General features: G+C 50.5%; 23 protein-coding genes, 1 tRNA gene and 2 pseudogenes. 11 read left to right on the top strand and 15 right to left on the bottom strand.

From position 1 onward, the window contains the following. Positions 1 to 10 precede the first annotated feature (10 nt). Positions 11 to 1384, top strand: a complete 1374-nt coding sequence (locus BQ5591_RS12725; RefSeq protein ID WP_071150706.1) for an MATE family efflux transporter — start codon at positions 11 to 13, stop codon at positions 1382 to 1384. Between the two features lie 30 nt (positions 1385 to 1414). Here the strand turns inward: BQ5591_RS12725 and BQ5591_RS12720 are convergent, their stop codons facing one another. The 6 genes from BQ5591_RS12720 to cobU form a co-directional block, all read right to left on the bottom strand. Next, on the bottom strand, positions 1415 to 2188 hold the full coding sequence (locus tag BQ5591_RS12720) for a nucleotidyltransferase family protein (RefSeq protein WP_071149646.1): 774 nt from the start codon (positions 2186 to 2188) through the stop codon (positions 1415 to 1417). Between the two features lie 33 nt (positions 2189 to 2221). After that, positions 2222 to 3634, bottom strand: a complete 1413-nt coding sequence (locus tag BQ5591_RS12715) for a RapZ C-terminal domain-containing protein (RefSeq protein ID WP_071149645.1) — start codon at positions 3632 to 3634, stop codon at positions 2222 to 2224. Between the two features lie 21 nt (positions 3635 to 3655). Beyond that, a complete protein-coding gene (gene cobC / locus BQ5591_RS12710; protein ID WP_071149644.1) occupies positions 3656 to 4186 on the bottom strand; it encodes an alpha-ribazole phosphatase in 531 nt (176 codons plus the stop codon). 19 nt (positions 4187 to 4205) lie between these two features. After that, a complete protein-coding gene (locus tag BQ5591_RS12705) occupies positions 4206 to 4949 on the bottom strand; it encodes an adenosylcobinamide-GDP ribazoletransferase (protein ID WP_071149643.1) in 744 nt (247 codons plus the stop codon). Between the two features lie 6 nt (positions 4950 to 4955). After that, a complete protein-coding gene (gene cobT / locus BQ5591_RS12700; protein ID WP_071149642.1) occupies positions 4956 to 5993 on the bottom strand; it encodes a nicotinate-nucleotide--dimethylbenzimidazole phosphoribosyltransferase in 1038 nt (345 codons plus the stop codon). A gap of 66 nt (positions 5994 to 6059) precedes the next feature. Further along, a complete protein-coding gene (gene cobU / locus BQ5591_RS12695) occupies positions 6060 to 6572 on the bottom strand; it encodes a bifunctional adenosylcobinamide kinase/adenosylcobinamide-phosphate guanylyltransferase (RefSeq protein ID WP_071149641.1) in 513 nt (170 codons plus the stop codon). A gap of 136 nt (positions 6573 to 6708) precedes the next feature. On the opposite strand from cobU, the gene BQ5591_RS12690 reads away from it, so the two are divergent. Continuing rightward, a tRNA-Gly gene (locus BQ5591_RS12690) sits at positions 6709 to 6781 on the top strand. A 240-nt stretch (positions 6782 to 7021) separates the two neighbouring features. Further along, positions 7022 to 8515, top strand: a complete 1494-nt coding sequence (proS, locus tag BQ5591_RS12685) for a proline--tRNA ligase (protein ID WP_022161989.1) — start codon at positions 7022 to 7024, stop codon at positions 8513 to 8515. A 121-nt stretch (positions 8516 to 8636) separates the two neighbouring features. Here the strand turns inward: proS and BQ5591_RS12680 are convergent, their stop codons facing one another. The 8 genes and pseudogenes from BQ5591_RS12680 to BQ5591_RS12650 all read right to left on the bottom strand — a co-directional run. Beyond that, complete coding sequence (locus BQ5591_RS12680) at positions 8637 to 10202, bottom strand: ATP-binding protein (protein ID WP_071149640.1); 1566 nt, start codon at positions 10200 to 10202, stop codon at positions 8637 to 8639. A gap of 229 nt (positions 10203 to 10431) precedes the next feature. Beyond that, positions 10432 to 10554 (bottom strand): hypothetical protein, encoded by a 123-nt coding sequence (locus tag BQ5591_RS22025; protein WP_262483116.1) that lies wholly within the window; start codon positions 10552 to 10554, stop codon positions 10432 to 10434. 29 nt (positions 10555 to 10583) lie between these two features. Continuing rightward, positions 10584 to 11084: an HU family DNA-binding protein gene (locus BQ5591_RS12675; protein ID WP_071149639.1), complete on the bottom strand. Its 501-nt coding sequence runs from the start codon at positions 11082 to 11084 to the stop codon at positions 10584 to 10586. 256 nt (positions 11085 to 11340) lie between these two features. Continuing rightward, positions 11341 to 12129: pseudogene (locus tag BQ5591_RS12670) on the bottom strand (fimbrillin family protein); the annotation flags it as partial. Positions 12130 to 12141: 12 nt separating this feature from the next. Beyond that, positions 12142 to 13743: a fimbrillin family protein gene (locus tag BQ5591_RS12665; RefSeq protein ID WP_071149637.1), complete on the bottom strand. Its 1602-nt coding sequence runs from the start codon at positions 13741 to 13743 to the stop codon at positions 12142 to 12144. A 27-nt stretch (positions 13744 to 13770) separates the two neighbouring features. After that, positions 13771 to 14655 (bottom strand): fimbrillin family protein, encoded by an 885-nt coding sequence (locus BQ5591_RS12660; RefSeq protein WP_071149636.1) that lies wholly within the window; start codon positions 14653 to 14655, stop codon positions 13771 to 13773. 41 nt (positions 14656 to 14696) lie between these two features. Beyond that, positions 14697 to 15563, bottom strand: a complete 867-nt coding sequence (locus BQ5591_RS12655) for a hypothetical protein (RefSeq protein ID WP_235817092.1) — start codon at positions 15561 to 15563, stop codon at positions 14697 to 14699. A gap of 36 nt (positions 15564 to 15599) precedes the next feature. Beyond that, positions 15600 to 16115 (bottom strand): annotated as a pseudogene (locus BQ5591_RS12650) (DUF3575 domain-containing protein); the annotation flags it as partial. Between the two features lie 649 nt (positions 16116 to 16764). Here BQ5591_RS12650 and BQ5591_RS12645 point away from each other — a divergent pair. The 7 genes from BQ5591_RS12645 to bla all read left to right on the top strand — a co-directional run bounded on the left by BQ5591_RS12645 (position 16765) and on the right by bla (position 24504). Beyond that, positions 16765 to 16947 (top strand): hypothetical protein, encoded by a 183-nt coding sequence (locus BQ5591_RS12645; protein WP_022163336.1) that lies wholly within the window; start codon positions 16765 to 16767, stop codon positions 16945 to 16947. Positions 16948 to 17160: 213 nt separating this feature from the next. Beyond that, positions 17161 to 18300, top strand: coding sequence for a glycosyltransferase family protein (locus BQ5591_RS12640; RefSeq protein WP_071149635.1), 1140 nt, complete (start codon positions 17161 to 17163; stop codon positions 18298 to 18300). A 54-nt stretch (positions 18301 to 18354) separates the two neighbouring features. Beyond that, positions 18355 to 20430 carry an RNA degradosome polyphosphate kinase gene (locus BQ5591_RS12635; RefSeq protein ID WP_071149634.1) on the top strand — a complete coding sequence of 692 codons (2076 nt, stop codon included), beginning with the start codon at positions 18355 to 18357 and terminating at the stop codon, positions 20428 to 20430. Positions 20431 to 20432: 2 nt separating this feature from the next. Further along, positions 20433 to 21338: a Ppx/GppA phosphatase family protein gene (locus BQ5591_RS12630; RefSeq protein WP_022163333.1), complete on the top strand. Its 906-nt coding sequence runs from the start codon at positions 20433 to 20435 to the stop codon at positions 21336 to 21338. A 253-nt stretch (positions 21339 to 21591) separates the two neighbouring features. Next, positions 21592 to 22686, top strand: a complete 1095-nt coding sequence (locus tag BQ5591_RS12625) for a Nif3-like dinuclear metal center hexameric protein (RefSeq protein ID WP_071150704.1) — start codon at positions 21592 to 21594, stop codon at positions 22684 to 22686. A 4-nt stretch (positions 22687 to 22690) separates the two neighbouring features. After that, positions 22691 to 23521: a zinc ribbon domain-containing protein gene (locus BQ5591_RS12620; protein ID WP_022162685.1), complete on the top strand. Its 831-nt coding sequence runs from the start codon at positions 22691 to 22693 to the stop codon at positions 23519 to 23521. Positions 23522 to 23604: 83 nt separating this feature from the next. After that, positions 23605 to 24504, top strand: coding sequence for a class A beta-lactamase, subclass A2 (gene bla / locus BQ5591_RS12615; protein ID WP_113740917.1), 900 nt, complete (start codon positions 23605 to 23607; stop codon positions 24502 to 24504). Here bla and BQ5591_RS12610 read toward each other — a convergent pair. Further along, positions 24489 to 24938 carry a type I restriction enzyme HsdR N-terminal domain-containing protein gene (locus BQ5591_RS12610; RefSeq protein ID WP_022162687.1) on the bottom strand — a complete coding sequence of 150 codons (450 nt, stop codon included), beginning with the start codon at positions 24936 to 24938 and terminating at the stop codon, positions 24489 to 24491. The two genes, bla and BQ5591_RS12610, sit on opposite strands and share 16 nt — an antisense overlap. A 66-nt stretch (positions 24939 to 25004) precedes the next feature. Here BQ5591_RS12610 and BQ5591_RS12605 point away from each other — a divergent pair, with 66 nt between their 5' ends. Next, entirely contained in the window at positions 25005 to 25781 is a 777-nt protein-coding gene (locus tag BQ5591_RS12605; RefSeq protein ID WP_022162688.1) for an AMP nucleosidase, read from the top strand. The last annotated feature ends 10 nt before the right edge of the window (positions 25782 to 25791 follow it).

Raw genomic sequence — 25791 nt, 5'->3', positions numbered from 1 at the left:
TATTTTGAATATCATGCACCATTCAAAAGACAATTATACGTACCTGACAACGGCCTCCGTTCCCCGTTTAGTTATCTCATTGGCCATACCGACAATTATCAGTATGCTTGTCACTTCTTTCTATAATATGGCAGATACCTACTTTGTGGGGAAAATCAATACGCAGTCAACGGCAGCAGTAGGCATTGTATTTTCGGTCATGTCCATCATACAGGCCATAGGATTTTTCTTCGGTCATGGCTCCGGCAACTACATCTCGCGCAAGTTGGGAGCCAAAGAGTTGGACAATGCGCATAAGATGGCTGCTACAGGTTTTTTCCTGGCCTTGTTCATGGGAGCGATGCTGACCGTTGTAGGCCTGTTGCTGCTTACTCCTCTTTCCCTGGCATTGGGATCGACCCCGACCATCTTGCCGTACACCGAACGCTACCTGGGGATTGTTCTGTTAGGAGCTCCCTTCATGACCTCGTCGTTAGTACTCAACAACCAGATACGCTTTCAAGGAAATGCCTCGTATGCCATGGTAGGCATTGTTACCGGAGCCGTCATCAATGTCATATTGGATCCGATTCTGATCTTCGGACTCGACATGGGCATATCCGGAGCAGCATGGGCCACCGTTATCAGCCAGATGTGCAGCTTCACCCTGCTGCTTTTCATGAGCCGCCGGGGTGAGAATATACGTATCAGTTTCAGCAACTTCACCCCTTCGCGCTCCTTTATTAAGGAAATCATCGGTGGGGGAAGTCCGTCGCTGGCCCGTCAGGGACTTGCCTGCGTAGCTACCATCCTGCTGAATATTGCGGCAGGTGCCTATGGAGATGCCGCCATTGCCGGAATGTCCATTGTGACCAGAATAGCTATGTTCATCAATGCGTTCCTGATAGGTTTCGGACAGGGATTCCAGCCGGTTTGCGGCTTCAACTACGGAGCCGGTCTGTACGCCCGGGTACGTCAGGGGTTCTGGTTCAGCGTCAAAGTAGGATTTGTATTTCTGCTGGTTTGCGCCGTATCGGGCATAGGCTACGCCGAAGAAATCGTTGAACTGTTCCGCAAAGGCGACCCGGCAGTGATTGCTGTGGGTGCCGCGGCATTGCGGTGGCAATTCATCACCTTCCCGTTAGGCTCGTGGATCATCGTCAGCAATATGATGCTGCAAACCATCCGCAAACCGGTACGCGCCACTTTGCTTTCATCGGCCCGTCAGGGACTCTTCTTTATTCCTCTCATCTTCATATTGCCTCATTTTCTGGGTTTGCAGGGAGTTGAAATGTGCCAAGCCTGCTCGGACGTGCTGTCTTTTCTGCTTGCCATTCCACTGACATGCGGCGTACTTTCCGAGATGAAACGGAAAGAGAAGCTTGGTAATGTGCCGACGACGTAAAGAAGAATAATCATCCGCAAAATTCCGTGCCTAAAGGAAAACCGTTCCTTCATTTGACCCACTTTTTTCCTCTTGTAAGAATGCCTCAGCCTTAGCCAGCGTTTCAGGTTTCCCAATGTCGAACCAGTGGAAACCTTGAAGCGGACAGCCTTGTATCCTGACCTTATCGCAAACAGACAGATAGAAAGGAACAATGGAAAACTTACCGCTCCATTGAGGTCCTTCCATATATCGGAAAAGAGTGGGGGAAATCACATGAATACCTCCAAAAGCATACTCCAGAAAGCGATCCGGATCGGGGACAAACCCCTGCGGCTTTACTTCGCCCGTAGCTTTGTTGATCCAACCGTGCAACCGGTTTTCGGCATCGAACAGCAAATAACGCGAAGTTTGCCGCTGGCTGACCAGTAAGGTGGCATCGGCTCCGCTACTGCAATGGGCACGATAGAAGCCGGCCAGATCGATATCGGACAGAATATCAGCGTTATGAACCAGAAACGGTTCGCTACCCTCTAAAAACGGACGGGCCTTCCGAATGCCTCCACCGGTGTCGAGCAATTCATCCCGCTCGTCGCTGATGTGTATGTTCACTCCAAAATGATGATGAGCCTCCAGAAAATCAATAATCTGCTGACCCAAGTGGTGTATGTTGACGGTAATGTCATCGAATCCCGCCTCTTTCAGTTTCTCGATAACCCGCTGAAGCATCGGTTTACCGCCCACCGGAACAAGCGCCTTAGGCGTATGATCGGTCAAAGGACGGAGCCGCGTACCCAGTCCGGCTGCAAAAATCATGGCTTTCATAACTACAAATCTTATACTGAACAAAAAAACGGATTATAAACTTACGGATATATGCTGCTCCCGATGGACGAGCCGCACCTGCACACCAAACTTCCGATGCAGATGTTCGGCTACATGCTGTGCACTGTAAACAGAACGATGCTGTCCGCCCGTGCATCCGAACGAAACGGAAAGGCTGGTAAACCCACGCTCCATATAACGCTTGACAGAAGCATCGACCAAGGCATACACATGCTCCAGAAAGACCGTGATTTCTCCGTCATCTTCCAGGAAACGGATCACCGGTTCGTCCAGTCCGGTCAGCGATTTATAGCGTTCGTACTTTCCGGGATTGTGGACGGCCCGGCAATCGAACACAAAACCGCCCCCATTGCCGGACGTATCTTCCGGTATACCTTTCTTATACGAGAAACTGGTCACAGTGACAACAAGCGGTGATTTTTTCTCCACAAACTGGTCCAGTTCGGTCAGCCGGCGCAACACCTCACACAAATAAGGATATTCCGGATAAGGCTCGCGAAGCAACTGGCGCAAACTGTCTATGGCATACGGCACACTCTCCAGAAAATGTACCTTTTTCTCAAAGTAACCCCGGAAGCCATAAGCCCCCAAGACCTGCAAAAGGCGGAACAATACAAAATGTCGCAAGCGATGCTGAAAATCCGGCTTGCTGATCGCCGTATACTTTTGTGCTGCAGACAGATACTCCCGGATCAGTTCCTGTCGGAGTTCTTCCGGATAGCGTGCCTTTGCCTGCCACAGGAAAGACGCCACATCGTAATAGACCGGTCCTTTACGGCCTCCCTGAAAATCGATAAACCATGGAGCACCGTCTTTTATCATCACATTGCGGCTCTGGAAATCGCGATACATGAAGGTAGGCGTATTGTCCTGCAAAAGCACCTCCTTCATTTGCTGGAAATCATCTTCCAGACGGTCTTCCTGAAAATCGAGTCCGGTAGCTTTCAGGAAACAATACTTGAAATAGTTCAAGTCCCACAGGACACTGCGACTGTTGAACTGCGCCTGCGGATAGCATTCGGAGAAATCCAGCCCGTCGGCTCCGGCAAACTGAAAGTCGGGAAGCAGACGGATGGTCTGTCGCAACAGGTCTTTCTCCCTTTCGGAGAACACCCCGGTGCTGCGTCCCTGCCCGATGGCATCGAACAGAAGGACGTCGCCCAAATCGTCCTGCAGATAAAACCGGCCGTCTTCCGACCGGGCTACGACTTTGGGCACCGGCAACCCTTTGGATTGAAAATGCCCGTCCAGATAAAGGAAAGCCTTGTTTTCGTCGACCGATTCGCCTTCGACTCCGATTAAATCTGTCACTCCCTTCAGACGGAAGTACCGACGGTTGGAACCCGCCGGCGTCAGTCTGACAATTTCTTCCGGATCCTGTCCGGTATGGTTTCTATAAAGTTCTCTAAGCTCTTCTGGTATCATAAATGTCTTTTTATTCTATCATTATATTTCAATACTGATGATTCCACCATAAGGCGTCAAAGCACTGAAAGCCTCCTCCGGCTTCACCAGCCCGGCATATATCTGCGCACAGATAAGGACGCCTCCATGAGCGAATATGGCAACACGCTGATAATCTGACTTTTTCAGCTCGTCCAGAAACTGGCTGACACGCTGGTACTGCATGGCAAAGGATTCGCCTCCGGTGGCGGCTACGTTCAGATAATCGGCATACCATTCCTTCAGACGGGGATCGTCGTTCGTCTGGAACGGCTTCATCTCCCAGGCTCCGAAATTTATCTCCATAATACGACGGTCGCGCGTAGCGTCGGGATAGCCGCAATAAGCAGCCAGCCTTACGCACCGTGTCAGCGGGCTGGTATACACTTTGTCGAAAGGCAGAAACGCTTTCAGCCCTGCGGCCGTGACAGCCGCTTCCTGCTCGAAAGTTGCCTTCAGAGGCACGTCGGTCTGCCCATAGCACACCCCAGGGGGAACATCTACCGAGGTATGTCGGATAAGAATCACTTCCATATATTGACTATTTCTTTTCTTAGTAATAATGATACATCCACAGGCTTCCCAAATAGAAAGCCAATTCGCACAGCAGGAACATGGCCCCGCAACAATCGCCCGTATACCCGTTCAGGCGTCGCTTCATCAGTCGGCACAACGCTACAAACACAACCACCGGAAACAAAGCAACCGGCCACATGCCGAAAGGAAGCAGGCAAACCAAAGGCAACGCGCCACCGGCCAGAGCCAACAGGAACTCGCTGACCCTCATGCGTTGGTACACGACGTGTGCCTTGCTCTCTTCCTCCTTCCGCGCATAAGGAAGAAAATTGATCAGTTGCGCAGCCGTAAACTTCGACCAGCAGTCGCCACAAAAGGCCAAGGCGCAAAGAAGGTCCAACGGCAATGCGTGTAACTGAAACAACAACAGGAAATAGATTATCAGCCCTATCACCCCGTAGCTGCCAATATGCGAATCCTTCATTATGGCCAGTGTCTGCTCGCGTGTGCGCCCTCCGCCAAATCCGTCGAAGAAGTCGGCCAAGCCATCCTCGTGCAGGCAGCCGGTAAGCAGCAAGCGGGCAATAATGGCACAAAGCCAGGCCACCGACATCGGGAACACCTGTGCGGCCAGCCACAAAACGGCAGCCATCACGCCTCCGGTCAGCCAGCCCACCACCGGCCAGTAGGGCACCACATGCTTAAAGCTGTCCGAAGGCACTTCCCCAAGTCTCCAAAAAGGCAACCGGGTGAAAAAGATAAATGCAGCTAATACGTTCATCTGCGCTTAGAAATATTTGGTTATCGATGCATGGGCAAAATTGTCCATCTCGTTGATCATCCGTACTGCTGAATCGACAATGGGGTAGGCACAGATGGCACCCGTACCTTCGCCCAAACGAAGCCCCAAGTGGAGCAGGGGAGTCGCCCCCATGGCATCGAGCAGCAACTTGTGGCCGGATTCGTCGCCACAGTGCCCGAAGATGGCATAATCGAGGACAGCAGGATACAGCTTGCTCGCTGCCAGCATGCAGCTGGTCATGATAAAGCCGTCCACCAGAATCAGCATCTTCAATTCGGCTGCCTGAAGCATGGCTCCCACAGCCATCACCATCTCCAGTCCGCCGAAATAGCGGATCACGTCGCACGGAGAGTAATCGCCTGCATAGTGCTGCAAGGCCTGCTGTAGCACCTGATACTTATGGCGGATGCCTTCGGTGTTCAGTCCGCTGCCGGCACCTACGCACTGTTCCAGAGGAATGCCGGTGAAGCAGGTCATCCACAACGACGAGGCCGACGTGTTCCCTATTCCCATTTCCCCGAAGCTAAGCACATTGCTGCCTTCTTCGTGACAGCGCCTCACGACTTCGGCTCCGCGTTCGATGCACAGCTCCATCTCTTCGCGGCTCATTGCTGCCTCGTGCAGATAGTTACGGGTCCCGCGACGAACTTTCATATTGATGATGCCCTTCTCGTAAGGCAAATCATAATCGACACCGGCATCAACGATTTTCAGTGTAAAACCATGCTGACGGCACAGAAAGTTGACTCCGGCGCCACCATGCAGGAAATTACTGATCTGCTGCCATGTCACTTCCTTGGGCGAGAGGCTTACGCCTTCTTCCACAATGCCGTGGTCGGCAGCAAAAATGATATTCTGCGGATGATGCAGGGCAGGCGACAAGGTTTGCTGCACTAATCCTATCTGGAGGGCAAGAGCCTCCAACATGCCTAAAGAGCCTTTGGGCTTCGTCAGGTTGTTTATCTTATCGACCAATGCCTCCCGGATAGCCATATCCGGACGGGGTATATTGAATGTTTTCATGCGGTGATTATAATGGGGAATGATTAATGATTAATGGTGAATGGTTAATGATTAATGGTTAATGGGCTATTTTATTTTCACCGGAATACCCGATACCATCAGCACGACTTCATCGGCCTTTGCTGCCAGATACTGGTTCAGCCAGCCCAGCATATCGGTGAATTTCCGTTGTATTTCGTTCCCGGAGGTGCCGCCCATACCTATTTCGTTGGTGACGAAGATAAAGGTGGCGTCTTGTGCCGTAAACCGGTCGAACTCCTGCTTGGCGGCTTCGAGCGACCGGCCGACATCGGCTTTCAGTTCGTAGAAGAAATTGGTGGCCCACAGGGTGACGCAGTCTATCAGCACCACCCGGCCTTCCACCGCATGCTTGCTCAGATGTTTTTCTTCTTCTATTATATTGGTCCATTCTTTTCCCCGCCGTGCCTGGTGCCGGAGTACCCGTTGCCGGAATTCCTCGTCCCAGATGCGGGCAGTGGCCATGTAGACGGGGGAGGCGGAGAGAGAAAGTGCCAGCTTTTCGGCATAAGTGCTTTTCCCCGACCGTTCTCCTCCGGTGATAAGTATGATTCGTTTCATGGTTGTCTTCTTCTAAAATTGGAAATAACACACAAAAGTAGGAAATAAATCAGGAAATGCTTGATTCTTTCTAAAAGATTTTATTACCTTTGCCGACGTTTTAAAAGGGAGGTCGCCCTCCCGATACATACATCTTGCGGCAGTAGCTCAGTTGGTAGAGCATCAGCTTCCCAAGCTGAGGGTCACGGGTTCGAGTCCCGCTTGCCGCTCCCTCAGAACAATGGAGGATGTGTCAAAATGAAAAGACACATCCTCTCTTTTTTGTTGCCTCCCCCGGACGCCCCTGCCGGAAAAGCATTCGAAACTCTGCCCAAAGGACATACACCACCTTCCAACCCCGACTGCTGATAAAAAAACTGCTGAATGAATGACTTTTGCAAAGAATTTCGTAATTTTGCGTCCTGTTTGAAAAACCGTAATAGGAAAAACTTATAATAAACGAAATAAAAATGGCAGTAGAACTGAAAGACCTTACCAAACGTAGCGAGAATTATTCTCAGTGGTACAACGAATTGGTAGTGAAAGCCGACCTGGCAGAACAGTCGGCTGTGCGTGGATGTATGGTTATCAAACCGTACGGTTACGCTATCTGGGAGAAGATGCAACGTCAGCTGGACACAATGTTCAAGGAGACCGGACACGTCAACGCATATTTCCCCTTGCTTATCCCCAAATCATTCCTTAGCCGCGAGGCCGAACACGTGGAAGGCTTCGCCAAAGAATGTGCAGTAGTAACACACTACCGTCTGAAAAACGATCCGAACGGGGGTGGAGTAGTGGTAGACCCTGCTGCCAAGCTGGAAGAAGAACTCATCATCCGTCCCACATCGGAAACCATCATCTGGAATACGTACAAGAACTGGATCAACTCCTACCGCGACCTGCCCATCCTGTGCAACCAATGGGCCAACGTATTCCGCTGGGAGATGCGTACGCGCCTGTTCCTGCGTACAGCCGAATTCCTGTGGCAAGAAGGACACACGGCCCACGCCACCCGCGAAGAGGCTGAGGAAGAAGCCGTAAGAATGCTGAACGTCTACAGCGACTTCGCCGAGAAGTACATGGCTGTTCCCGTCATCAAAGGTGTGAAGTCGGCCAACGAACGATTCGCCGGTGCCCTCAACACCTACACCATCGAGGCCATGATGCAGGACGGAAAGGCGCTGCAAAGCGGTACATCGCACTTCCTTGGGCAGAACTTTGCCAAAGCGTTCGACGTGCAGTTCGTCAACAAGGAAAACAAGCTGGAATACGTATGGGCTACTTCCTGGGGGGTATCTACCCGTCTGATGGGTGCCCTGATCATGACCCACTCCGACGATAACGGACTGGTACTTCCGCCTCACCTGGCTCCGATACAGGTAGTGATTGTGCCCATCTACAAAAACGCCGAGATGCTGGCCAAGATCGACGAGAAAGTGGCAGGCATCGTGGCCAAACTGAAGGCAATGGGTATCTCCGTGAAGTACGACAATGCCGACAACAAGCGTCCCGGATTCAAGTTTGCCGACTACGAAGTGAAGGGCGTGCCCGTGCGTCTGGTAATGGGTGGCCGCGACCTGGAAAACAACACGATGGAAATCATGCGTCGCGACACGCTGGAGAAAGAGACCCGCTCGTGCGAGGGCATCGAAGAGTACGTAAAAGACCTCCTCGAAGACATCCAGGCCAACATCTACAAGAAAGCGCTCGATTACCGCAACAAGCGCATCATCAGCGTAGACAGCTACGATGAATTCAAGGAGAAAATCGAAGAAGGCGGATTCATCCTGGCCCACTGGGACGGTACGACCGAGACCGAAGAAAAGATCAAGGAAGAGACCAAAGCAACCATCCGCTGCATCCCGTTCGACTCCTTCATCCCCGGCGACAAAGAGCCCGGCAAGTGTATGGTGACAGGCAAGCCTTCGGCATGCCGCGTAGTCTTTGCCCGCTCGTATTGATACCCGTCGGGACCGAAAGATACACACAACCTGAAAAAAACAACAGTACGTAGTGAACCGGCCGCAAGGCCTTCGCTACGTACTGTTTGTTTTCGGGGGGGGCATATCCCGTCCGCCTTCCTCACACAGTTTTCCAATCCTCTATCGTCCCGGTCTGCGAAGAGAAGCTTGCACCTATCTTATACAGTGTGCGTGCATCCAAAGCATATTCGCGTGCATAACCTTTTTCTTCTATCTGTCGCAAAGCCTCGTCCGCAGTGCCATCGAGCTTGAATTCGAAGATGTAAACGTATTGCGGAGTTTCCAGTACACAGTCCACACGGCCGTGGCTCTGAACCTTCTCCACATAGACGGTATAGACGCTTATCAGGCGAAGAATCAGATAGAACGTATACTGGAAATAACGTTCACGTTCCACCTCATCGTCCTTGCGGCGCATAGTATAGGGAATGCCAGAAAGGAACGACGTGAACAACGTGCCCAACCTGTCCACATCGCCTGCACGCAGCGTGCGAACCACGTCGCGAACCCATCCGCCCGTATCTTCCGACGACTGCAGATACGACGAAGCAAGCATGGTCAGAAAACCGCTTTTCACCTCGTTGTTCGGAAAGTCCAGCAGGAATGTATTGAAGTCCATGTCGTAATCCTTGATGGTCAGATAGCCGCTCTGGTAAATCATCGGCAACGGACGTTCCACGTCGGCCTTGTAGTCGATGAACTCTTCCGGGCGGTAGTACTTGCCCGTCAGTTCGTTTATATTCTCCCTGAAATGGGAAAGTAGGCGGATGAGGTAGGTAGGCGTGCCCGAACGGAACCAGTAATCGTCCACGCTACGGCTGTCCAGCGCATTAAGCAGGCTGAAGGGGTTGTACACGTCCGTCATGCGTTTGCTGAAGTGGTAGCCGTCATACTGTTGCTTCAGCCGTTGCTTCATCTCTTCCGACGTACAGCGGTAGTCCACCGCCATGTCGGCAATGGGTTGCGGGAAGTAGCGGTCGATCTCTTCCTGCGTGATGCCGCACAACGCCTCGTAACGTCCGTCCATGCTGATGTCCTTCGGCTGGTTGAAACCGCTGAACACGCTCACCTGCGAGAACTTCGTCACGCCCGTCAGCAGCACGAACTGCAGATGTTCGTCTGCCACCTTGAATACCGAGTAAAAGGCTTTCAGCACGTTGCGGTGATGCTCCTCCAGCACAGGGTCAACGTCGAGCACGTCCAGAATCGGTTTGTCGTACTCGTCGACAAGGACCACGGCGCGACGCCCCGTCTGCTTATGGGCGGCTTCGAGCACTCTCTGAAAACGTCCTCCCAAGTCCAGCCGGTCTGGTTCCGAAGCCAGACCGTAGTCGGCTTCCCAGCCTGCCACATAGCCGTGCAAACGTTTCTGCAATGCGTCCGCTTCTGCGAAGTTACTGCCATTGAAGTCCAGATGAAACACCGGATAAACGTCCCATGCCTGTTCCATGCGTTCTATCTTCAGCCCCTTGAACAGTTCCTTACGGCCAAGATAATAGTTCTTCAGCGTAGAGACAAGCAAGCTCTTGCCGAAACGGCGGGGACGGCTCAGGAAGTAGATGCTGCTCTCGTGCGTCAGGCTGTATATCAGGTCGGTCTTGTCCACGTAGACGTAACCGTCTTCGACAATGCGGTCGAAACTTTGAATGCCAATGGGATATTTCATGTCGGGTCAAATGAATAATGATTAAACATACATCTCGGTCCCGACAAAGATAGTGAAAGTCGAATGCAGAAAAAACAAGCTCGCTTGATTTTTTTTGCTGAGACGTATCCTAGCTTATCAAAAGATAGTGAAAGTGATATACAGCGTGTCGTAAAGCCTACCACCCCGCCCGTTGGGCCCCCCTCCTTCCCGAAGGAGGGGAGCGCAGATACCGTTCAACACACCCTATTCAGATACCTTTGTCTTGCCCCCCTCCATTCTTCATTGTCATGCTGAACGTAGTGAAGCATCTCTCTTCAGCTGGCTGTTGAGATTCTTCGCTGTCGCTCAGAATGACAGATACATTCTTCATTCCTCATTCTTCATTCTTCATTTTCTTCCTTATCCCAGCGGATCCTCCCCGCCCGGCTCCGTCGTTCCGCCGCCGGGTTCGGGTTCCTCGCCGCCGTCCTCGCCATCGGGCACGGGGCGTGCGGGGATTTCGTCGTCCAGCAGTTCCCAGAAGATGTCGCTGCTCACCAGGCTGCGGGTGGTCACCTTGTTACTACTGTCGCGTGTGGTCTCGGGGATGAAGCGCACGCGCGTGCCCGTTATCTGCTGCGCGCCCACCTTGTCGGGCGAGTCCACGCCCTGGCCTTCGGCGTTGGCGGTGTAGTAGAAGGTGCCCACACCGTCCAGCTTGACGGAGCGGCCGTTGTTCATGTAGTCGCCGATGACGCCGCCCAGCAGCTTGAGCACAGACAGCACGTCGCCCACACTAAGCGACGACAGGTCGGCCAGTTTCTTGGCCACGGTGTCGGTACCGACGGGGCGGCCGATGGTTACAGACACGGGATACCACTTCCCATTACTCTTCATTTGTTTTTTCTTAAAGTATGCCATAGTACAAAGTTTTTTTACTTCCTGCCGGCAGGCTGTCCGGAAGCCTCCCTACCTTAGGCTATCAAAGGTGGGGAGTTTGGTTGGCAAAGGTGGGGAGTTTGATTATCAAAGGTGGGGAGTTTGACTCTCCCCCTCCACAACCCCTTCCTGACGGGGTGCCGACATTCGGCGGTTTGACAATAAAATTTATTCATTTCGTAACCGGGCGGAACCGGAGTTGCGCCCGGGTTTTAAGCCCATGTAATAATGGTCAGCCCGTGTATCCCGGGTCTTTTGCCGCAGCGAGGGAGACGGTGTAGGTATATTCCTCGCCCGCCTGCCAGTCGGTATCGTTCTTCATCTTATAGACGAAGACCTTGCCGTTGGTGAATTTGCAGGTAATGAATGTCGTGCCCGCTGCCACACTTTGCGGGGCGACGAGGGCGGTGTAGGTGTCGCCACTCTTGTCATACGGGGTGATTTCGGCCGGGTTGCCGTTCTCGGTGGAGAGGCCCGTCAGCTGCACGGACTTCAGCCCCTCGGTGTAGTCCGTCAGAACGACGGTCACCCGCGCCGTGCGGTGCGTAAAGGCAAGCGTGGGTGTGCCTCCGTTGTAATGCAGCAGTTCCTCCGCCACGCCGATGTGGTCGCTTTGGGCATATCCGTCACCGCGCTGGTCTGCCTGCACCGTCACGGCGGGCATCGAGGTCTGCCCGTCCGTATAGGGCCACCATGCCGATACGGTGACGGCACTTTCTCCCGCCCAGTAGTGCGGGTCATCGCTGCTGAGGGTGGCGGTAAGGTTGTCGGAAGAGGGGGTCACGCGGTATGCTTTCACTTCGTTGCCTATTTGGATGGCGACCGCAGTCACGCCCTCCCAGTCGCCGTCCACCGTGGCGCGGGTGCCGGTGGTGGTTGCCGCCGTGGGATTCAGTCCCTTGGCGGTAAAGGTCATGGGTATGCCCTCCGGTGCTTCGGGGAGCAGAACCGCATCGTCCTGCGTGCAGGCTGCGGCCGCAAGGAGCAGGGCGAGTGCCGAGAATGTATGTATGGTATATCGTTTCATATCGTCCTGTTTTTACTTCTTCTTCAACACAGGCAGACCGTCGGTGCCGGATGTCCATTGGTAGGCGTTGTCAGTGAGGGCGGCGTTCATGCCGTCTATGGCATCCGTCCAGTTGCCCTCCACTTTCGTGGTTTCGCTGTTGCCGGTCACATCATAGCCTACGCCATTGCTAATTTCCTCACCGCTCCAGTAGCAGGCTGTGATTTTTCCATTATAAGAACCGGCATTCGTATTGCTCCCTGCTATGCCGCCTATACTGCTTCCTCCGGTTATCGTGCCGCTGAACCAGCAGGCGGTGATGGTGCCCAGATTGGTCGCTGCGATACCCCCGACATGACCATTATTAGTCGTATTCGTCAGTGTCCCCGTTACGGAGCAGGCGATGATGGTGCCGCCGTTACCATGGGCTATTCCGCCCATTGCCGTAACGCCGTTGTAGGTCACATCTTTCAGCTGTAGGTTCATGACCTTTCCATCACCGTTGATATTATGGAATAATGCTGCCGCATCCTCTGAAGGTGAGATGGTCAGTCCCGTGATGGTATGCCCCTGTCCGTCGAAAATGCCGTTGTAGCCTCTGGACATACCTATCGGCGTCCACTCCTTGCCCGTGAGGTCGATGTCGGCGGTCAGGGTGCAGTTCAGCGATGGGTCGCTTTGTGCGGCTTTTGCCCATTCCATCAGGCCGTCGGGTGTATAGACGGAGTAGGTATGGGTGTCGGAGTCGTATGAGTATCCCAAATCCTCTGCATTGCCTGTCTCGCCGCCGCCGTTAGCCCAGCCGCCGATGGTGCAGCCTACCAGTTCCAGTCCCTTGGCGGTGACATAGACGGTGTAGGTGTAGCGGCTGTTGGCCTCCAGCGCCACGTCGTTCTTCGGGCGGAAGTAGAAGGTGCCGCCGTTCAAGTCCACTTGGATGAAAGGTGTGTTTGCCTTCACGGTCTGCGGAGCGGCCAGTGCCTCATAGGTCTTGTCGCTCGGTGCGTAGGTGGTGATGGTGGCCGGATTGCCGTTGTCCGTGGAGAGACCGGTCACATAGACTTCCGCTCCTGTCAGGTCGTTGATACCGGCTCCCTCTCTAAGTATAACAGTCACTCGCGCAGTGCGGTGGCTGAAGGTCAAAGTCGGGTCGTCGAACCTCACCGTCTGTTTCTCGGCTGAAATGTAGTCGCTGGCTGCAAAGTCGTTCGCTGTGCTTTGGTCGGCCTTCACCACCACGGCGGGCATGGTGGTCAGAAGATTGTCCTCCTCGTCCTTGCAGGGCCACCAGGCACTGACGGTGATATCGTTGCGGCTCGTCCACCAGAACGGGGAGAGGTTGTTGCTCAGGGTGGCGGTCTTGTAGCCGTCGGCATCGGATGCCGTCACGTTGTACTCCTTCGTCTCGTCGCCCAGGCTGAGGGCTACGGACGCGACCCCGTCCCAGTCGCCGTCCACGGTGGCGCGGGTGGAGGCAGGGGTTGCCACGGCTTGCAGGCCGGTGGCGCGGATTACCAATGGATACTCGCCTTCGGGCAACGTGCCGCCGCCGAGGTCGTCCCGCGTGCAGGCAGTCGCCGCAAAAAGCAGGACGGTTGCCGCGGACAGTATATGCAATGGAAGTCTATTGCCCATATTCTTAGTCTTTTAGGAATGATATACTTAAAGGTCTGCGTTCACGTTGCCGCCATTCACCGGGTTCCAGTCGCTGATAGTGGCAGAGCTGATGCTCAGGTCCTTGTTGCGGACGGTGACGGTGTAGGTGTAGTTGTTGCCTGCCTTCAGTGCGCCGTCGGGAACGGTGAGCGTGGCGGTGTAGGGCTGGCTGTTGTAGTTCACGCTCAGTTCGATACTTGTCGTTGACTGCGGGAAGAGGATGACCGACGAGGTGAGTGCGCCGTCCAGTTCCATTGTAAGGTCGGCTGTCTGTGCGTTCTCATCTGTTTTTGCCGTGCCGGTAGTAGTTTCGAAGCTGCCCGCCAACACCAGTCCGGAGAGTGTGTAGCTGGTGGGTTTGATGGTATTGAAGTCCACGCCGCTTCCTGCCTTGAAGGTGAGCGTAATCTGACTCATGCAGTGGTGGAAGGAGCAGTCCGTGCCTCCCGCAGCCGTGTCGTCGGTAAAGTTCACTTCAGGATTGTGCGTACTGGCAGTGGCACCGGTGGCATAGAGGAAGTCGATGGCGGGCTGGTTCTGCTGCGCCGTGGCATCAGTGGTGGCGGTCAGCGTTCCGCCGTCCGCATCGTAGGGATAGTAGGCGGAGAAGGTGGTCGGGTCGTCATCTTGGAAGAAGATAATGGTTCCTGCCGGTGTGAACTTCCCGTTTTCCCACCGGTAGAGCACGTTGGCGTAGCCGAAGCGGCTTTCGGAGATGCCTATCTCGTCACGTTCCGCCCAGGCGGTACCGCTGGCGCGGGTGGCTACAGCGTCGGAAATTTCGGCGTTAATCACTGCGGCCACGGGGCCGTCGTTCAGGTTCTCGTTGTCGTTGGTGCAGGCGGCCAGTGTCAGTGCCAGCGCTGCGAGGGCAAAATGTCTTGTTTTCATCCTATTCACTATTAATTGTTAATTATTAATTCTTCATTTTCTTACATCCCCGCATCCACATCGCCTCCGTCCACCGGTTCCCAACCGGTGATTTCGGCGTTGCCTTCCTCCATGCCGACAGGCGTTTCCAGTGTGCCGGTCACACGGTAGGCGGTGGTCATGTCGCCGTTAAAGTCCGCAAGGGCTTCCGTCAGGTCGACCTCCGTGCGCTGTGTGCGTCCGCCGTCCACAAATACGATGTCCAGCACCATGGTCTGCACGGCTCCCATCGCACCCAGCAGGCGCACGTTGGCCGTGAGCTTGCTGCCTTCGCGGGCAAAGGCAAAGACCGTGGAGACAGGTTCGCCGATGGTCTGTTCCGCCTCCATGTCGAAGGCACCGGCTATGCCGCCAAGGGTGGCAGTGACGCTCTGTATCAGTTCGGGGCGGCCCTGCGTCACCTCCAGTTCCAGTTGCAGGTCGCGCACGCGCTGCTGCGGGGTGGGGCTGACGCGCAGCGTGTCGTCGGCAGCCACCGTCATCTCCCGGCAGGCGGTCTTCAGGTAGCCCGGCAGGGGAATGACGGATGCACCGTCCGCACGGCTCATGCCGCCGGGGGCATTGACCCGCGCTGTCCGTCCGTCGAAGGTGAAGCCCTCGGCACGGTTGTAGACCACCAGGCTGTGCGCTCCCGGCGCAAGCAGCCACGGGCAGGTAAAGGGCGAACCGTCGATGTCGGCCGTCTGCCCGTCGATGTCCATCACATAATCGTCAGTAGCCGCCAGTCCCGTCAGGCTGATGGTGACAGCTCCCCGGTCGGGGTGGGGCGTGCGGTAGAGCGTGTTCTTCACGCAAGCGGACAGCAACATGGCTGCCACACCTATCATATAGTATATCTTCTTCATACCACTCAATTCCTCATTCCTCATTTAATTCTTCATTCTTCATTCTTCATTCCTCATTCTTCATTTAATTCTCCATCCCAAAGTCACCCCCGCATCAATCGGTCCCCACCAGTTACGGGTCTTCGTGCCGCGGAAGACACGCACACCGTCGACCACCTCGTAGCGGTCGTAGTCGGCCTTCAGGTATCCCACGGCCAGCGAGAAGTCGAGCACCAGTGCGTCGGTCAGCCTCATCCGATAGCCGCCCGTCAGTCCGCCGCCCGTCAGGCTTCCTTGCTTGCCAGTTTCAGATAGTTTGTAGTTGAACTCGCCCGTCTTGAACATCGCGCCGAAATAGCCGCGCTTCTCCTTGCCGACATAACGACGCGCCTCGGGCATCACTTCCCACAGCGCATAGCGGCGATCGCGGTTGCTCCAGCTCCACGCAGTCCACGAGCCACTGACCAGTATGCCCCACGAGGGGTTGATGCGCCACTCCAGTCCCAGATCGGGCGTAAGGGATGCCCAGCGCAGCAGATTCGCCCGCAGGGACAAACGGGGTTCGGCCGGGCTTATGCCTGCCCCCTGCTGCGCCATGGCCGGGAGCAGCAACAGCGACAACAATACGGTCGCAATCAGTTTTTTCAAGTCTATCATGGATTAATGGTTAATGATTAATGGTTAATGGTTAATAAATTCTTCATTCTTCGTTCTTCATTCTTCATTCTTCATTCTTCATTCTTCATTCTTCATTCTTCGTTCTTCATTCTTCATTTTCCTGTTCTTCATTTTTTTCCCCGCCCCGCCCAAGTGCAGCAGGAAACAACAGAAAAGGGCGGAAAACTCCCGAATAAAGAGTTTCCGCCCTTGCATAAATATAATAATAAGGTATATTGACGCGCGCGACTAACGTCAGGTGAGAATGTGTGTGTGTGTGTGTTTACACAAGTTTCACACATATCCAAATTCTCAGCCAACTTATTGGATGGATTATGAATTATTGCGAAGCCGTATTCTGCCATAAATATCTAACTTAAGATGCATTGCGATAGGCCAAAGATAAAGAAAATTCTGAATAAAAGAAAGGATTAAGTCAAAAAGTCACACACACCGCAAAATAAAAAAACAATGAAGCCGGACTGATTCATAAAGGGAATCCCGATATTTACCGTTTTGTAATCCCGCCTACACACGTTTGAAACAAAGTTAGGGCATCTTTGCAATGTCAAAAAAAGGAGGACTAATTATGAAACTGAACAGAAACGAATACGCTATCGAGGCCGCAGCAGGCGGTGGCTTTTATGCTTACATCGTAAACAATACACTATGCAGCGCCTACGGAGAAACTCCGGACGAAGCTTACCTGAACCTGGAACAGACTGTAGACGACTTTGTCAGCGACATGTATATGGTTGAAGAATTTGTTTGATATTGAACTGCCTGCACAACGGCAGCAGTAACTTTTCACACACGAAAGTAAATCCATAAATTCTCTTAGGGTCATGTCGGCGTGATGCCGGCATGACTTATTTTATAACCCAATTGTCACACCTTCTACATCCTGACGTAACATGAAAACATGACCTTTGTAAAGATGAAAAAAGAGAAGATGTTTTTTGTAAACCATTAAATCAGCAAACAGATGAAAGTTATCTTTATCGTTCAAGGAGAAGGACGCGGGCACCTGACACAAGCCATCACCATGGAAGAACTGTTGCGCCGCAACGGACACGAAGTAGTAGAAGTGCTGGTAGGGAAAAGCAATTCGCGAAGGCTTCCCGGATTTTTCAACCGCACCATACAGGCACCGGTAAAACGGTTCATCAGTCCCAACTTTCTCCCGACTCCGGCCAACAAACGAATCAACCTGCCCCGCAGCATCGCATACAACCTGCTGAAAATACCGGCATACATCAAAAGCATGCACTACATCCGCCAGCGCATTGAGGAGAGCGGGGCCGACCTTGTCATCAACTTCTACGAACTGCTGACCGGGCTGACCTACTGCTTTATGCGTCCCTCCGTCCCACAGATCAGCATCGGACACCAGTACCTCTTTCTGCATCCCGACTTCGAATTTCCTCCCCGGCAGTCCGTCAGCCTGACGCTGCTACGGCTCTTTACCCGACTGACCTGCATAGGAGCCAAAGAAATATTGGCACTATCGTTCCGCGACATGGCCTACAACCCTTCGACCCGCATAAAAATAGTGCCGCCCTTGCTGCGAAAAGAAGTATTGGCATGCGAAAGCAGCCAGGGAAACTACATACACGGCTACATGGTGAACGCCGGTTTCGGAGAAAGCATCATGAACTGGCACGCGCGGCATAAAGAAGTACCCCTGCACTTCTTCTGGGACAAACAGGATGAAGAAGAAATATGCCAGATAGACGAAACGCTGAGTTTCCACCAGATAAACGACGTAGAGTTTCTGCGCTACATGGCCGGATGCAAGGCATACGCCACCACGGCAGGCTTCGAGTCGGTGTGCGAGGCCATGTATCTGGGCAAACCTTTATTGATGGTTCCCGCTCACATCGAACAAGACTGCAATGCTTACGACGCTGTCCGCAATGGAGCAGGAATCACCTCCACCGAATTCAACCTGGAAGAATTGTTGGAATTTTCAAAAGGCTACCGGCCCAATCAAGCGTTCATCGACTGGGTGCACACTTGCGACTGGCGCATCTTACGCTGCATCGAGAATTCGCTTTCACCGACTCGTCTGCCCGTCACCATCCGTCCTTATCCTTATTGTAACATTTCTGACACACATTTGTAACATCAGTGGGATACTTTTGCAAGTCAGAAAATAATCTATTCATCGTAACAAAATATGATCAGTAAAAAAGAGTTGTCTGACGCATACGTCGACCGAGACTTAAGCTGGATGTATTTTAACCGACGCATCCTGCAAGAAGCAATGAAACCCCATATCCCATTGCTGGAGAGACTAAGCTTCCTTGGAATCTATTCGAACAACCTTGATGAATTCTTCCGTGTACGTATGGCCACCCTTAGCCGTATAGCCGAATGCGATGACAAAGGAGTGCGCTCGGAACGTGAACATGCGCAACGACTCATCAAACAGATCAACAAGCTGAACAACAAATATGTCAAAGAGTACGAGTCGGCCATTCGGGACGTTACCGGCCAATTGCGACACGAAAACATATTCATCGTCAAAGAAGACGAACTGGACGAAGAACAGCAAAACTATGTCCGCCAGTTCTATCGGCAAAAGTTAAGCGGTTTTGTAAGTGCCATCTGGCTTTCGGCCGTAAAACAGCTGACCGACGAAACCGACGAAAACATTTACCTGGCTGTGAAGATGCAGGCCAATGGTAAGAAAACATTCGACTACGCGCTCATAGCCCTTCCCGTAGCCGAATGTGGACGTTTTGTCCGTCTGCCGGACAAAGATGGAAAAAGCTATCTGATGTATCTGGATGATGTAATCCGCTATTGCCTGCCGATGATTTTCGCCGGACTGGGGTATAGCTCGTTCAACGCATACGCCTTTAAATTCACCAAGGATGCCGAAATGGAGATTGACAACGACCTTCGCAACGGCATGCTGCAAAAGATATCCAAAGGAGTAAAAAGCCGCAAGAAAGGTGATGCGCTACGAGTGATATACGACAGCCAGATGCCCAAGGACATGCTGAAACGGGTAATGAACAAACTGAATCTGGACAAGCTGGACACCGTCTTGAGCGGAGGACGCTACCACAACCATAAAGACCTGATGTCTTTCCCCGACTGCGGACGCAAGGACCTGAAATACCCGGTATGGGCTCCTGTCATCAAGCCCGAACTGGACAGCGGAAAAAGCCTGCTTAAGCTGATACAGGAAAAAGACCGGTTTATCCACGTTCCCTACCACAGTTTTGACTATTACATCCGTGTGTTGCAGGAAGCTGCAGTCAGCAAAGAGGTGAAAAGCATCAAAACCACCCTTTACCGACTGGCCAAAGACTCCAAAGTAGTAAAGGCCCTGATTTGCGCAGCACACAACGGCAAGAAAGTAACGGTTGTCATCGAACTGCTGGCACGCTTCGACGAAGCTTCCAACATTGGCTGGTCAAAGAAGATGCAGGATGCGGGTATACACGTGATATTCGGCGTAGAAGGCCTGAAAGTTCATTCCAAGATCACTCACATTACCATGAAGACAGGTAATAACATAGCCTGCATCAGTACGGGAAATTTCCATGAAGGAAACGCACGAATGTATACGGACTACATGGTGATGACTGCTGCACGCAACATCGTCAACGACGTAAATTCGGTCTTCACGTTCATTGAGAAGCCTTATTCGCCTGTACACTTCAAAGAGTTACTGGTATCGCCCAATGAAATGAAAAACAAGTTTATCAAACTGATCAACGACGAAATCAAGAACAAGCAGGCTGGCAAACCGGCTTACATACTGATCAAAATAAACCACATAACCGACACTACAATGGTGCGGAAACTGTACGAAGCATCGTCCAACGGTGTTCCCATCCGTTTATTGGTAAGAGGTAACTGTTCGCTGATAACCGGCATTCCGGGACTGAGCGATACGATACACATCAATGGTATAATCGACCGCTATCTGGAACACTCGCGCATCTTCATCTTCGCTGCCGGCGGAGAAGACAAGACATTCATCGGTTCGGCCGACTGGATGCCACGCAATCTGGACAATCGGGTAGAGGTAGTTACGCCTGTGTATGACCCGCAAATCAAAGCAGACTTACGAAAAGTAATAGAGTATGGGCTGCGTGATACCTGCCAGGGACGCGTAGTAGATGGGAAAGGGGACAACCAGCCATGGACTTCTGAAGAAGGAACTCCATTCCGCTCGCAAGAAGAATTATATTACAGCTATTGCAATACCACACCAGACAATCAAAAACAAGAATAACAATGAGTAATAAATGCTATGCCGCCATCGACATCGGTTCGAATGCAGTGCGGTTGCTAATCAAAAAAGAAAAAGAAGACGAAAACCTAATCAGCAAGCGACTGTCAAAAGTCATGTTGCTACGAGTTCCCCTGCGGTTGGGATTCGATGTCTTTTCTTTAGGAGAAGTTTCTGAAATAAAACTCGTCAAGCTGAGAAGACTGATGAAAGCTTTCCGCCAACTGATGAAGATATACGAAGTGACCGACTACCGTGCATGTGCTACCTCTGCCATGCGCGATGCCAAAAACGGAAAAAGTGTCATCAAGAAGATTCTGAAAGACACAGGCATCAACATCGAAGTAATTGATGGCCAGGAAGAAGCACATATGATCTACAACAATCATATAGAATGTATGGAAGACCGTACCGGAAACTATATTTATGTAGATGTCGGCGGTGGAAGTACAGAAATCAACCTGCTGACCAATGGTGAATTGGTTCAGTCGCTTTCGTACAATATAGGAACCGTACGCATCCTGAGCGGAGCCGTAAAAGATGAAACCTGGGCACAGATGAAAGACGACCTGACACGGCTTACGGCCGACTTCCAAGGTATCAACATCATCGGATCGGGAGGAAACATCAATAAACTGTATCGTCTGGCCGAGAAAAAGGATAAAAAGAAGATGAGGATGCCTATCGCTTCTTTGCAAGGATTATACGATGAACTCAAACCGCTGACACCCGAACAGCGCATGAATGAATTCAGTCTGAAAGCCGACCGCGCAGATGTCATTGTACCGGCCGCCGAAATATTCCTGACCATAGCCAATATCGTAAAGGCCGAATACATCCATGTACCTGTAATAGGACTGGCAGACGGAATTATCGACAGTCTGTATTCCAAGCAGCTAAGTAAAGAATAAACCTGCACCCATACCCCAAAGCAATATACAAGAATAAGGAAAGTGTGTCATGCCTCTCTCCGGATAAGCTTGTCGGATTTTATCCGCAATAATCCATATCCTGCGAGAAAGCATAACGCACTTTCCTTGTTTTTTCCCATTCTTTTTAGTCCTAATTTATTCCCCAATACTCTGCTCTATTTCTAAAAAAAACAAAAATCAGAGTTGCGTACATGCTTTTTTCGTATATTTGCAGACAATTTTTTCCATTTATATGAAGATAAAGGAAGTAGTATGCGCCCTTGAACGGTTCGCGCCTCTGCCATTGCAAGACGGATTTGACAATGCCGGTTTGCAAATAGGATTGACAGATGCGGAAGCAACAGGGGCTTTGTTGTGTCTTGACGTTACCGAATCCGTTCTGGATGAAGCAATTGCTTTAGGATATAACCTGATCATTGCTCATCATCCGCTTATTTTTAAAGGATACAAATCCATTACAGGAAAGGATTATGTAGAACGTTGCATTCTGAAGGCTATCAAAAACGACCTTGTCATCTATGCAGCCCATACCAATCTGGATAATCTGCAGCAAGGAGTCAATTTTAAAATAGCAGAGAAAATCGGATTAAAAAACACCCGTATTCTGCTGCCGAAAGAAAACTCTCTGTTGAAGCTGGTAACATTCGTACCGCTGATGCAAGCAGAATCGGTCCGAAAGGCTTTATTCGATGCAGGTTGCGGCTGCATAGGCAACTATGATTCATGCAGTTACAATGTAGTAGGAGAGGGCACCTTCCGTGCATCGGAGGGTACACATCCCTTTTGTGGAAACATTGGAGAGTTGCATACCGAAAAGGAAGTGCGGATAGAAACTGTGCTGCCTGCATACAAAAAGGCAGAAGCAATCAAAGCGCTGCTTCACGCACACCCTTACGAAGAGCCTGCTTACGACCTGTACCCGCTGCAAAACTCATGGGGACAGGCTGGCTCAGGTCTGATTGGAGAACTGGAACATCCTGAAACAGAGCTGGAATTCCTGAAAAGGATAAAGAAAACGTTCGAAGTGGGATGTCTGAAACACAATAAACTGACAGGAAGGGAAATACAGACTGTAGCTTTATGTGGTGGTGCGGGATCCTTTTTAATCCCTCATGCCATACGCAATCAGGCAGATGTCTTCATTACCGGTGAAATAAAATACCATGACTATTTTGGCCTTGACACAGAAATACTGCTGGCCGAAATAGGGCATTATGAGAGCGAACAATATACGAAAGAAATATTTTATACAATAATCAGGGATTTGTTTCCCACTTTGGACATACAAATGACTAAAGTAAATACAAATCCCATAAAATACATGTAAAGCAATGGCTAAAGAAGCAAAAAAAGATCCACAAGAACTGACCGTGGAACAAAAGTTGAAAACGTTGTACCAACTACAGACAACCTTGTCCAAAATCGACGAAATTAAAACATTAAGAGGCGAACTGCCGTTAGAAGTGCAGGATCTGGAGGATGAAATAGCAGGTTTAAGTACTCGTATCGAAAGAATTAAATCTGAAATTGCAGAACTGAAGACTTCTATAGCAGGCAAAAAAGTTGAGATAGAGGCAGCTAAAGCTTCTGTTGCAAAATACAAAGAACAACAGGATAATGTCCGCAATAACCGGGAATATGATTTCCTGACCAAAGAAATTGAATTCCAGACACTGGAAATCGAACTCTGCGAAAAAAGAATCAAAGAGTTTACTGCACAGGAACAGGCAAAGACTGCTGAAGAGGCAGAAAGCTCAAACACCCTGGAAGAAAGAAAGAAAGACTTGGAAGTAAAGAAGAACGAGCTGGACGAAATTATTTCTGAAACCAAGCAGGAAGAAGAAAAACTGAGAGATAAGGCTAAAGACCTTGAAACCAAAATAGAGCCTCGTCTGCTTCAGTCGTTCAAACGAATCCGTAAGAATTCACGCAACGGTCTGGGCATCGTCTATGTACAACGTGACGCATGTGGCGGTTGCTTCAATAAGATTCCGCCTCAGAGACAACTGGATATTCGCTCACGCAAAAAAGTCATTGTATGTGAATATTGCGGACGCATCATGATAGACCCCGAACTGGCTGGAGTAACTCCTGAACATAAAGAAGAGCCAGTAAAGGAAAAGCCGACAAGAAGCAGAAGAAAAATAGCTGACGCTGATTAAAAAAGAATAAAAAAAGTCCGATTTGTCCGCATTACTTTGCAAAAGACAGATCGGACTTTTTTTCATGAGGAAACGCCATGAAACTGAGAACTACATTCATTTTAGTAAGTTATTTGTTTAGTGTAACAACTCTCTGTGCACAAAACACAACATTACAATCCAGAATTTCAGACTTCCTGAAAAACAAAAAAGCTACGGTAGGAGTCTCCGTTCTGACGGAAAGGGGAGATACGCTACTCTATAACAACAATTTACGTTATCCGCTCCTTAGTGTTTTCAAATTTCATATAGCATTGGCCGTTTTAGATAAAATGGATCATGCCGGCACACCTTTGGATAGTATTTTGCACATCAGCTCGTCTCAGCTACAGAAGAATACCTATAGTCCCTTACGAGACAAATACCCCAATCAGGACATCAATATCTCACTACGTGACTTATTGAAATACAGTGTCTCGCTCAGTGACAACAACGCCTGTGACATTTTAATAGATTATGCAGGAGGCATCTCAAAAGTAGATAGCTACATAAGAAAGCTGGGTATCAAGAATTTCCATCTTTCGGAAACAGAAAACACCATGCATCAGGATCCGGAAAAGGCGCCTTATAACAATTGGAGTTACCCGTCAGAAGCAACCCGGCTGCTTTTCATTGCAGATACAAAAACGCTGTTTGCCAACAATTACAAAGAGTTTCTCACAGAAATCATGCTGGGTACAACTACTGGCACAGATAAGTTAAAAGGCCTATTACCTCCCTGCACTCAAGTAGGGCATAAGACCGGTTCGTCCGATCGGAACCCAAACGGAATGAAGCTTGCAGACAATGATCTGGGCTTCGTCACGCTACCTTGCGGAGTGAAATATTACATTGCAATCTTCGTGATGAACTCATACGAAACCGATCAAGAAAACGCTTCTATCATTGCATTCATCTCAAGACTGATTTACGACGAACTGAATACACGCTATAACAACCGGTAATCCGGTATGTCCTGCAAAAAGGTATAAGTATTCCGCTCGTAATCCATACGACAACAATAATGTTGTATACCGTTGCTTACCACCAGATAATCTACCTTAAGCACCATATTGTAGCGCGTTATCTGATTGAATACAGCTTGTGTAATCACTACATCCGGTGCTTTATATTCTACAATCATCTGTGCACTAAGATCGCGACGATAAAGCACAGTATCACAACGTTTTCTTGTCCCATTCAATTGCAACTGTACTTCATTAGCCATTAAAGCCTGCGGATATCCTTTATAAGTCAACAGGAAGTGAACAAAATGCTGGCGAACCCATTCTTCTGGTGTCAATGCTACATATCGGCGACGTATTATGTCGAAAATAGCCTTTTTCCCATCTTTTACGATAATTTTAGCATCGAATGCTGGCAAATTTAACGATAACATTTACTACATTTGTGAATTTAATAATAGATGCATCCTTATTAGAAGGTGCAAAAATAATGAAATCTTATGAAAACAAAGGAAGAAATTGTAGCTAATTGGTTACCTCGTTACACAAAACGTAGTCTGGAAGATTTTGATGAGTATATATTGCTGACTAATTTCAATAAGTATGTAGAAATCTTTGCCGAAAAGTTTAATGTACCAATCTTAGGAAGAGATGCCAATATGATATCAGCAAGAGCTGAAGGCATAACGATAGTAAACTTTGGAATGGGAAGTCCCAATGCGGCAATTATCATGGATTTATTAAGTGCTATTCATCCCAAAGCATGCCTGTTTTTGGGGAAATGCGGAGGAATTGACCGTAAAAATAAAATTGGTGACCTTATTCTTCCCATTGCCGCAATTCGTGGCGAAGGTACCTCCAATGATTATTTTCCTCCAGAAGTGCCGTCACTGCCTGCATTTATGCTACAGCGTGCCGTTTCATCTGCTATTCGTGACTATGGCCGCGATTACTGGACCGGCACCGTTTATACTACTAACCGACGAATCTGGGAGCACGACGACGCCTTCAAAGAGTATCTGAAGAAAACTAGAGCAATGGCCGTCGATATGGAAACCGCAACCTTATTCAGCTGTGGATTTGCTAACCACATTCCTACTGGTGCTCTGCTTCTGGTTTCCGATCAGCCTATGATTCCGGAAGGTGTCAAAACAGAAAAAAGCGACAATCTCGTAACCCAGAACTACGTAGCAGAACATGTAGGTATCGGAATAGAGTCTTTACGTATGATTATCGATGAGAAAAAAACCGTAAAACATCTGAAATTCGACTGGTAAAACCACTCCA

Source organism: Bacteroides ndongoniae (genome assembly GCF_900108345.1).
GTDB classification, from domain to species: Bacteria; Bacteroidota; Bacteroidia; order Bacteroidales; family Bacteroidaceae; genus Bacteroides; species Bacteroides ndongoniae.
The sequence above is the reverse complement of the archived record's forward strand: the minus strand, read 5'-3'. Positions and strand labels throughout refer to the sequence as shown.

Excerpts from the sequence above, each read along its gene's own strand:
- BQ5591_RS12665 (WP_071149637.1), bottom strand. The coding sequence starts at position 13,743 with ATGGGCAATAGACTTCCATTGCATATACTGTCCGCGGCAACCGTCCTG.
- BQ5591_RS12675 (WP_071149639.1), bottom strand. The coding sequence starts at position 11,084 with ATGGCATACTTTAAGAAAAAACAAATGAAGAGTAATGGGAAGTGGTAT.
- BQ5591_RS12605 (WP_022162688.1), top strand. The coding sequence starts at position 25,005 with ATGAAAACAAAGGAAGAAATTGTAGCTAATTGGTTACCTCGTTACACA.
- BQ5591_RS12720 (WP_071149646.1), bottom strand. The coding sequence starts at position 2,188 with ATGAAAGCCATGATTTTTGCAGCCGGACTGGGTACGCGGCTCCGTCCT.
- cobC (WP_071149644.1), bottom strand. The coding sequence starts at position 4,186 with ATGGAAGTGATTCTTATCCGACATACCTCGGTAGATGTTCCCCCTGGG.
- proS (WP_022161989.1), top strand. The coding sequence starts at position 7,022 with ATGGCAGTAGAACTGAAAGACCTTACCAAACGTAGCGAGAATTATTCT.
- cobU (WP_071149641.1), bottom strand. The coding sequence starts at position 6,572 with ATGAAACGAATCATACTTATCACCGGAGGAGAACGGTCGGGGAAAAGC.
- BQ5591_RS12660 (WP_071149636.1), bottom strand. The coding sequence starts at position 14,655 with ATGAAAACAAGACATTTTGCCCTCGCAGCGCTGGCACTGACACTGGCC.
- BQ5591_RS12625 (WP_071150704.1), top strand. The coding sequence starts at position 21,592 with ATGAAGATAAAGGAAGTAGTATGCGCCCTTGAACGGTTCGCGCCTCTG.
- cobT (WP_071149642.1), bottom strand. The coding sequence starts at position 5,993 with ATGAAAACATTCAATATACCCCGTCCGGATATGGCTATCCGGGAGGCA.
- BQ5591_RS12680 (WP_071149640.1), bottom strand. The coding sequence starts at position 10,202 with ATGAAATATCCCATTGGCATTCAAAGTTTCGACCGCATTGTCGAAGAC.
- BQ5591_RS12630 (WP_022163333.1), top strand. The coding sequence starts at position 20,433 with ATGAGTAATAAATGCTATGCCGCCATCGACATCGGTTCGAATGCAGTG.
- BQ5591_RS12610 (WP_022162687.1), bottom strand. The coding sequence starts at position 24,938 with ATGTTATCGTTAAATTTGCCAGCATTCGATGCTAAAATTATCGTAAAA.
- BQ5591_RS12715 (WP_071149645.1), bottom strand. The coding sequence starts at position 3,634 with ATGATACCAGAAGAGCTTAGAGAACTTTATAGAAACCATACCGGACAG.
- BQ5591_RS12645 (WP_022163336.1), top strand. The coding sequence starts at position 16,765 with ATGAAACTGAACAGAAACGAATACGCTATCGAGGCCGCAGCAGGCGGT.
- BQ5591_RS12640 (WP_071149635.1), top strand. The coding sequence starts at position 17,161 with ATGAAAGTTATCTTTATCGTTCAAGGAGAAGGACGCGGGCACCTGACA.
- BQ5591_RS12635 (WP_071149634.1), top strand. The coding sequence starts at position 18,355 with ATGATCAGTAAAAAAGAGTTGTCTGACGCATACGTCGACCGAGACTTA.
- BQ5591_RS12705 (WP_071149643.1), bottom strand. The coding sequence starts at position 4,949 with ATGAACGTATTAGCTGCATTTATCTTTTTCACCCGGTTGCCTTTTTGG.
- BQ5591_RS12655 (WP_235817092.1), bottom strand. The coding sequence starts at position 15,563 with ATGAGGAATGAGGAATTGAGTGGTATGAAGAAGATATACTATATGATA.
- BQ5591_RS22025 (WP_262483116.1), bottom strand. The coding sequence starts at position 10,554 with ATGAAGAATGTATCTGTCATTCTGAGCGACAGCGAAGAATCTCAACAG.
- BQ5591_RS12620 (WP_022162685.1), top strand. The coding sequence starts at position 22,691 with ATGGCTAAAGAAGCAAAAAAAGATCCACAAGAACTGACCGTGGAACAA.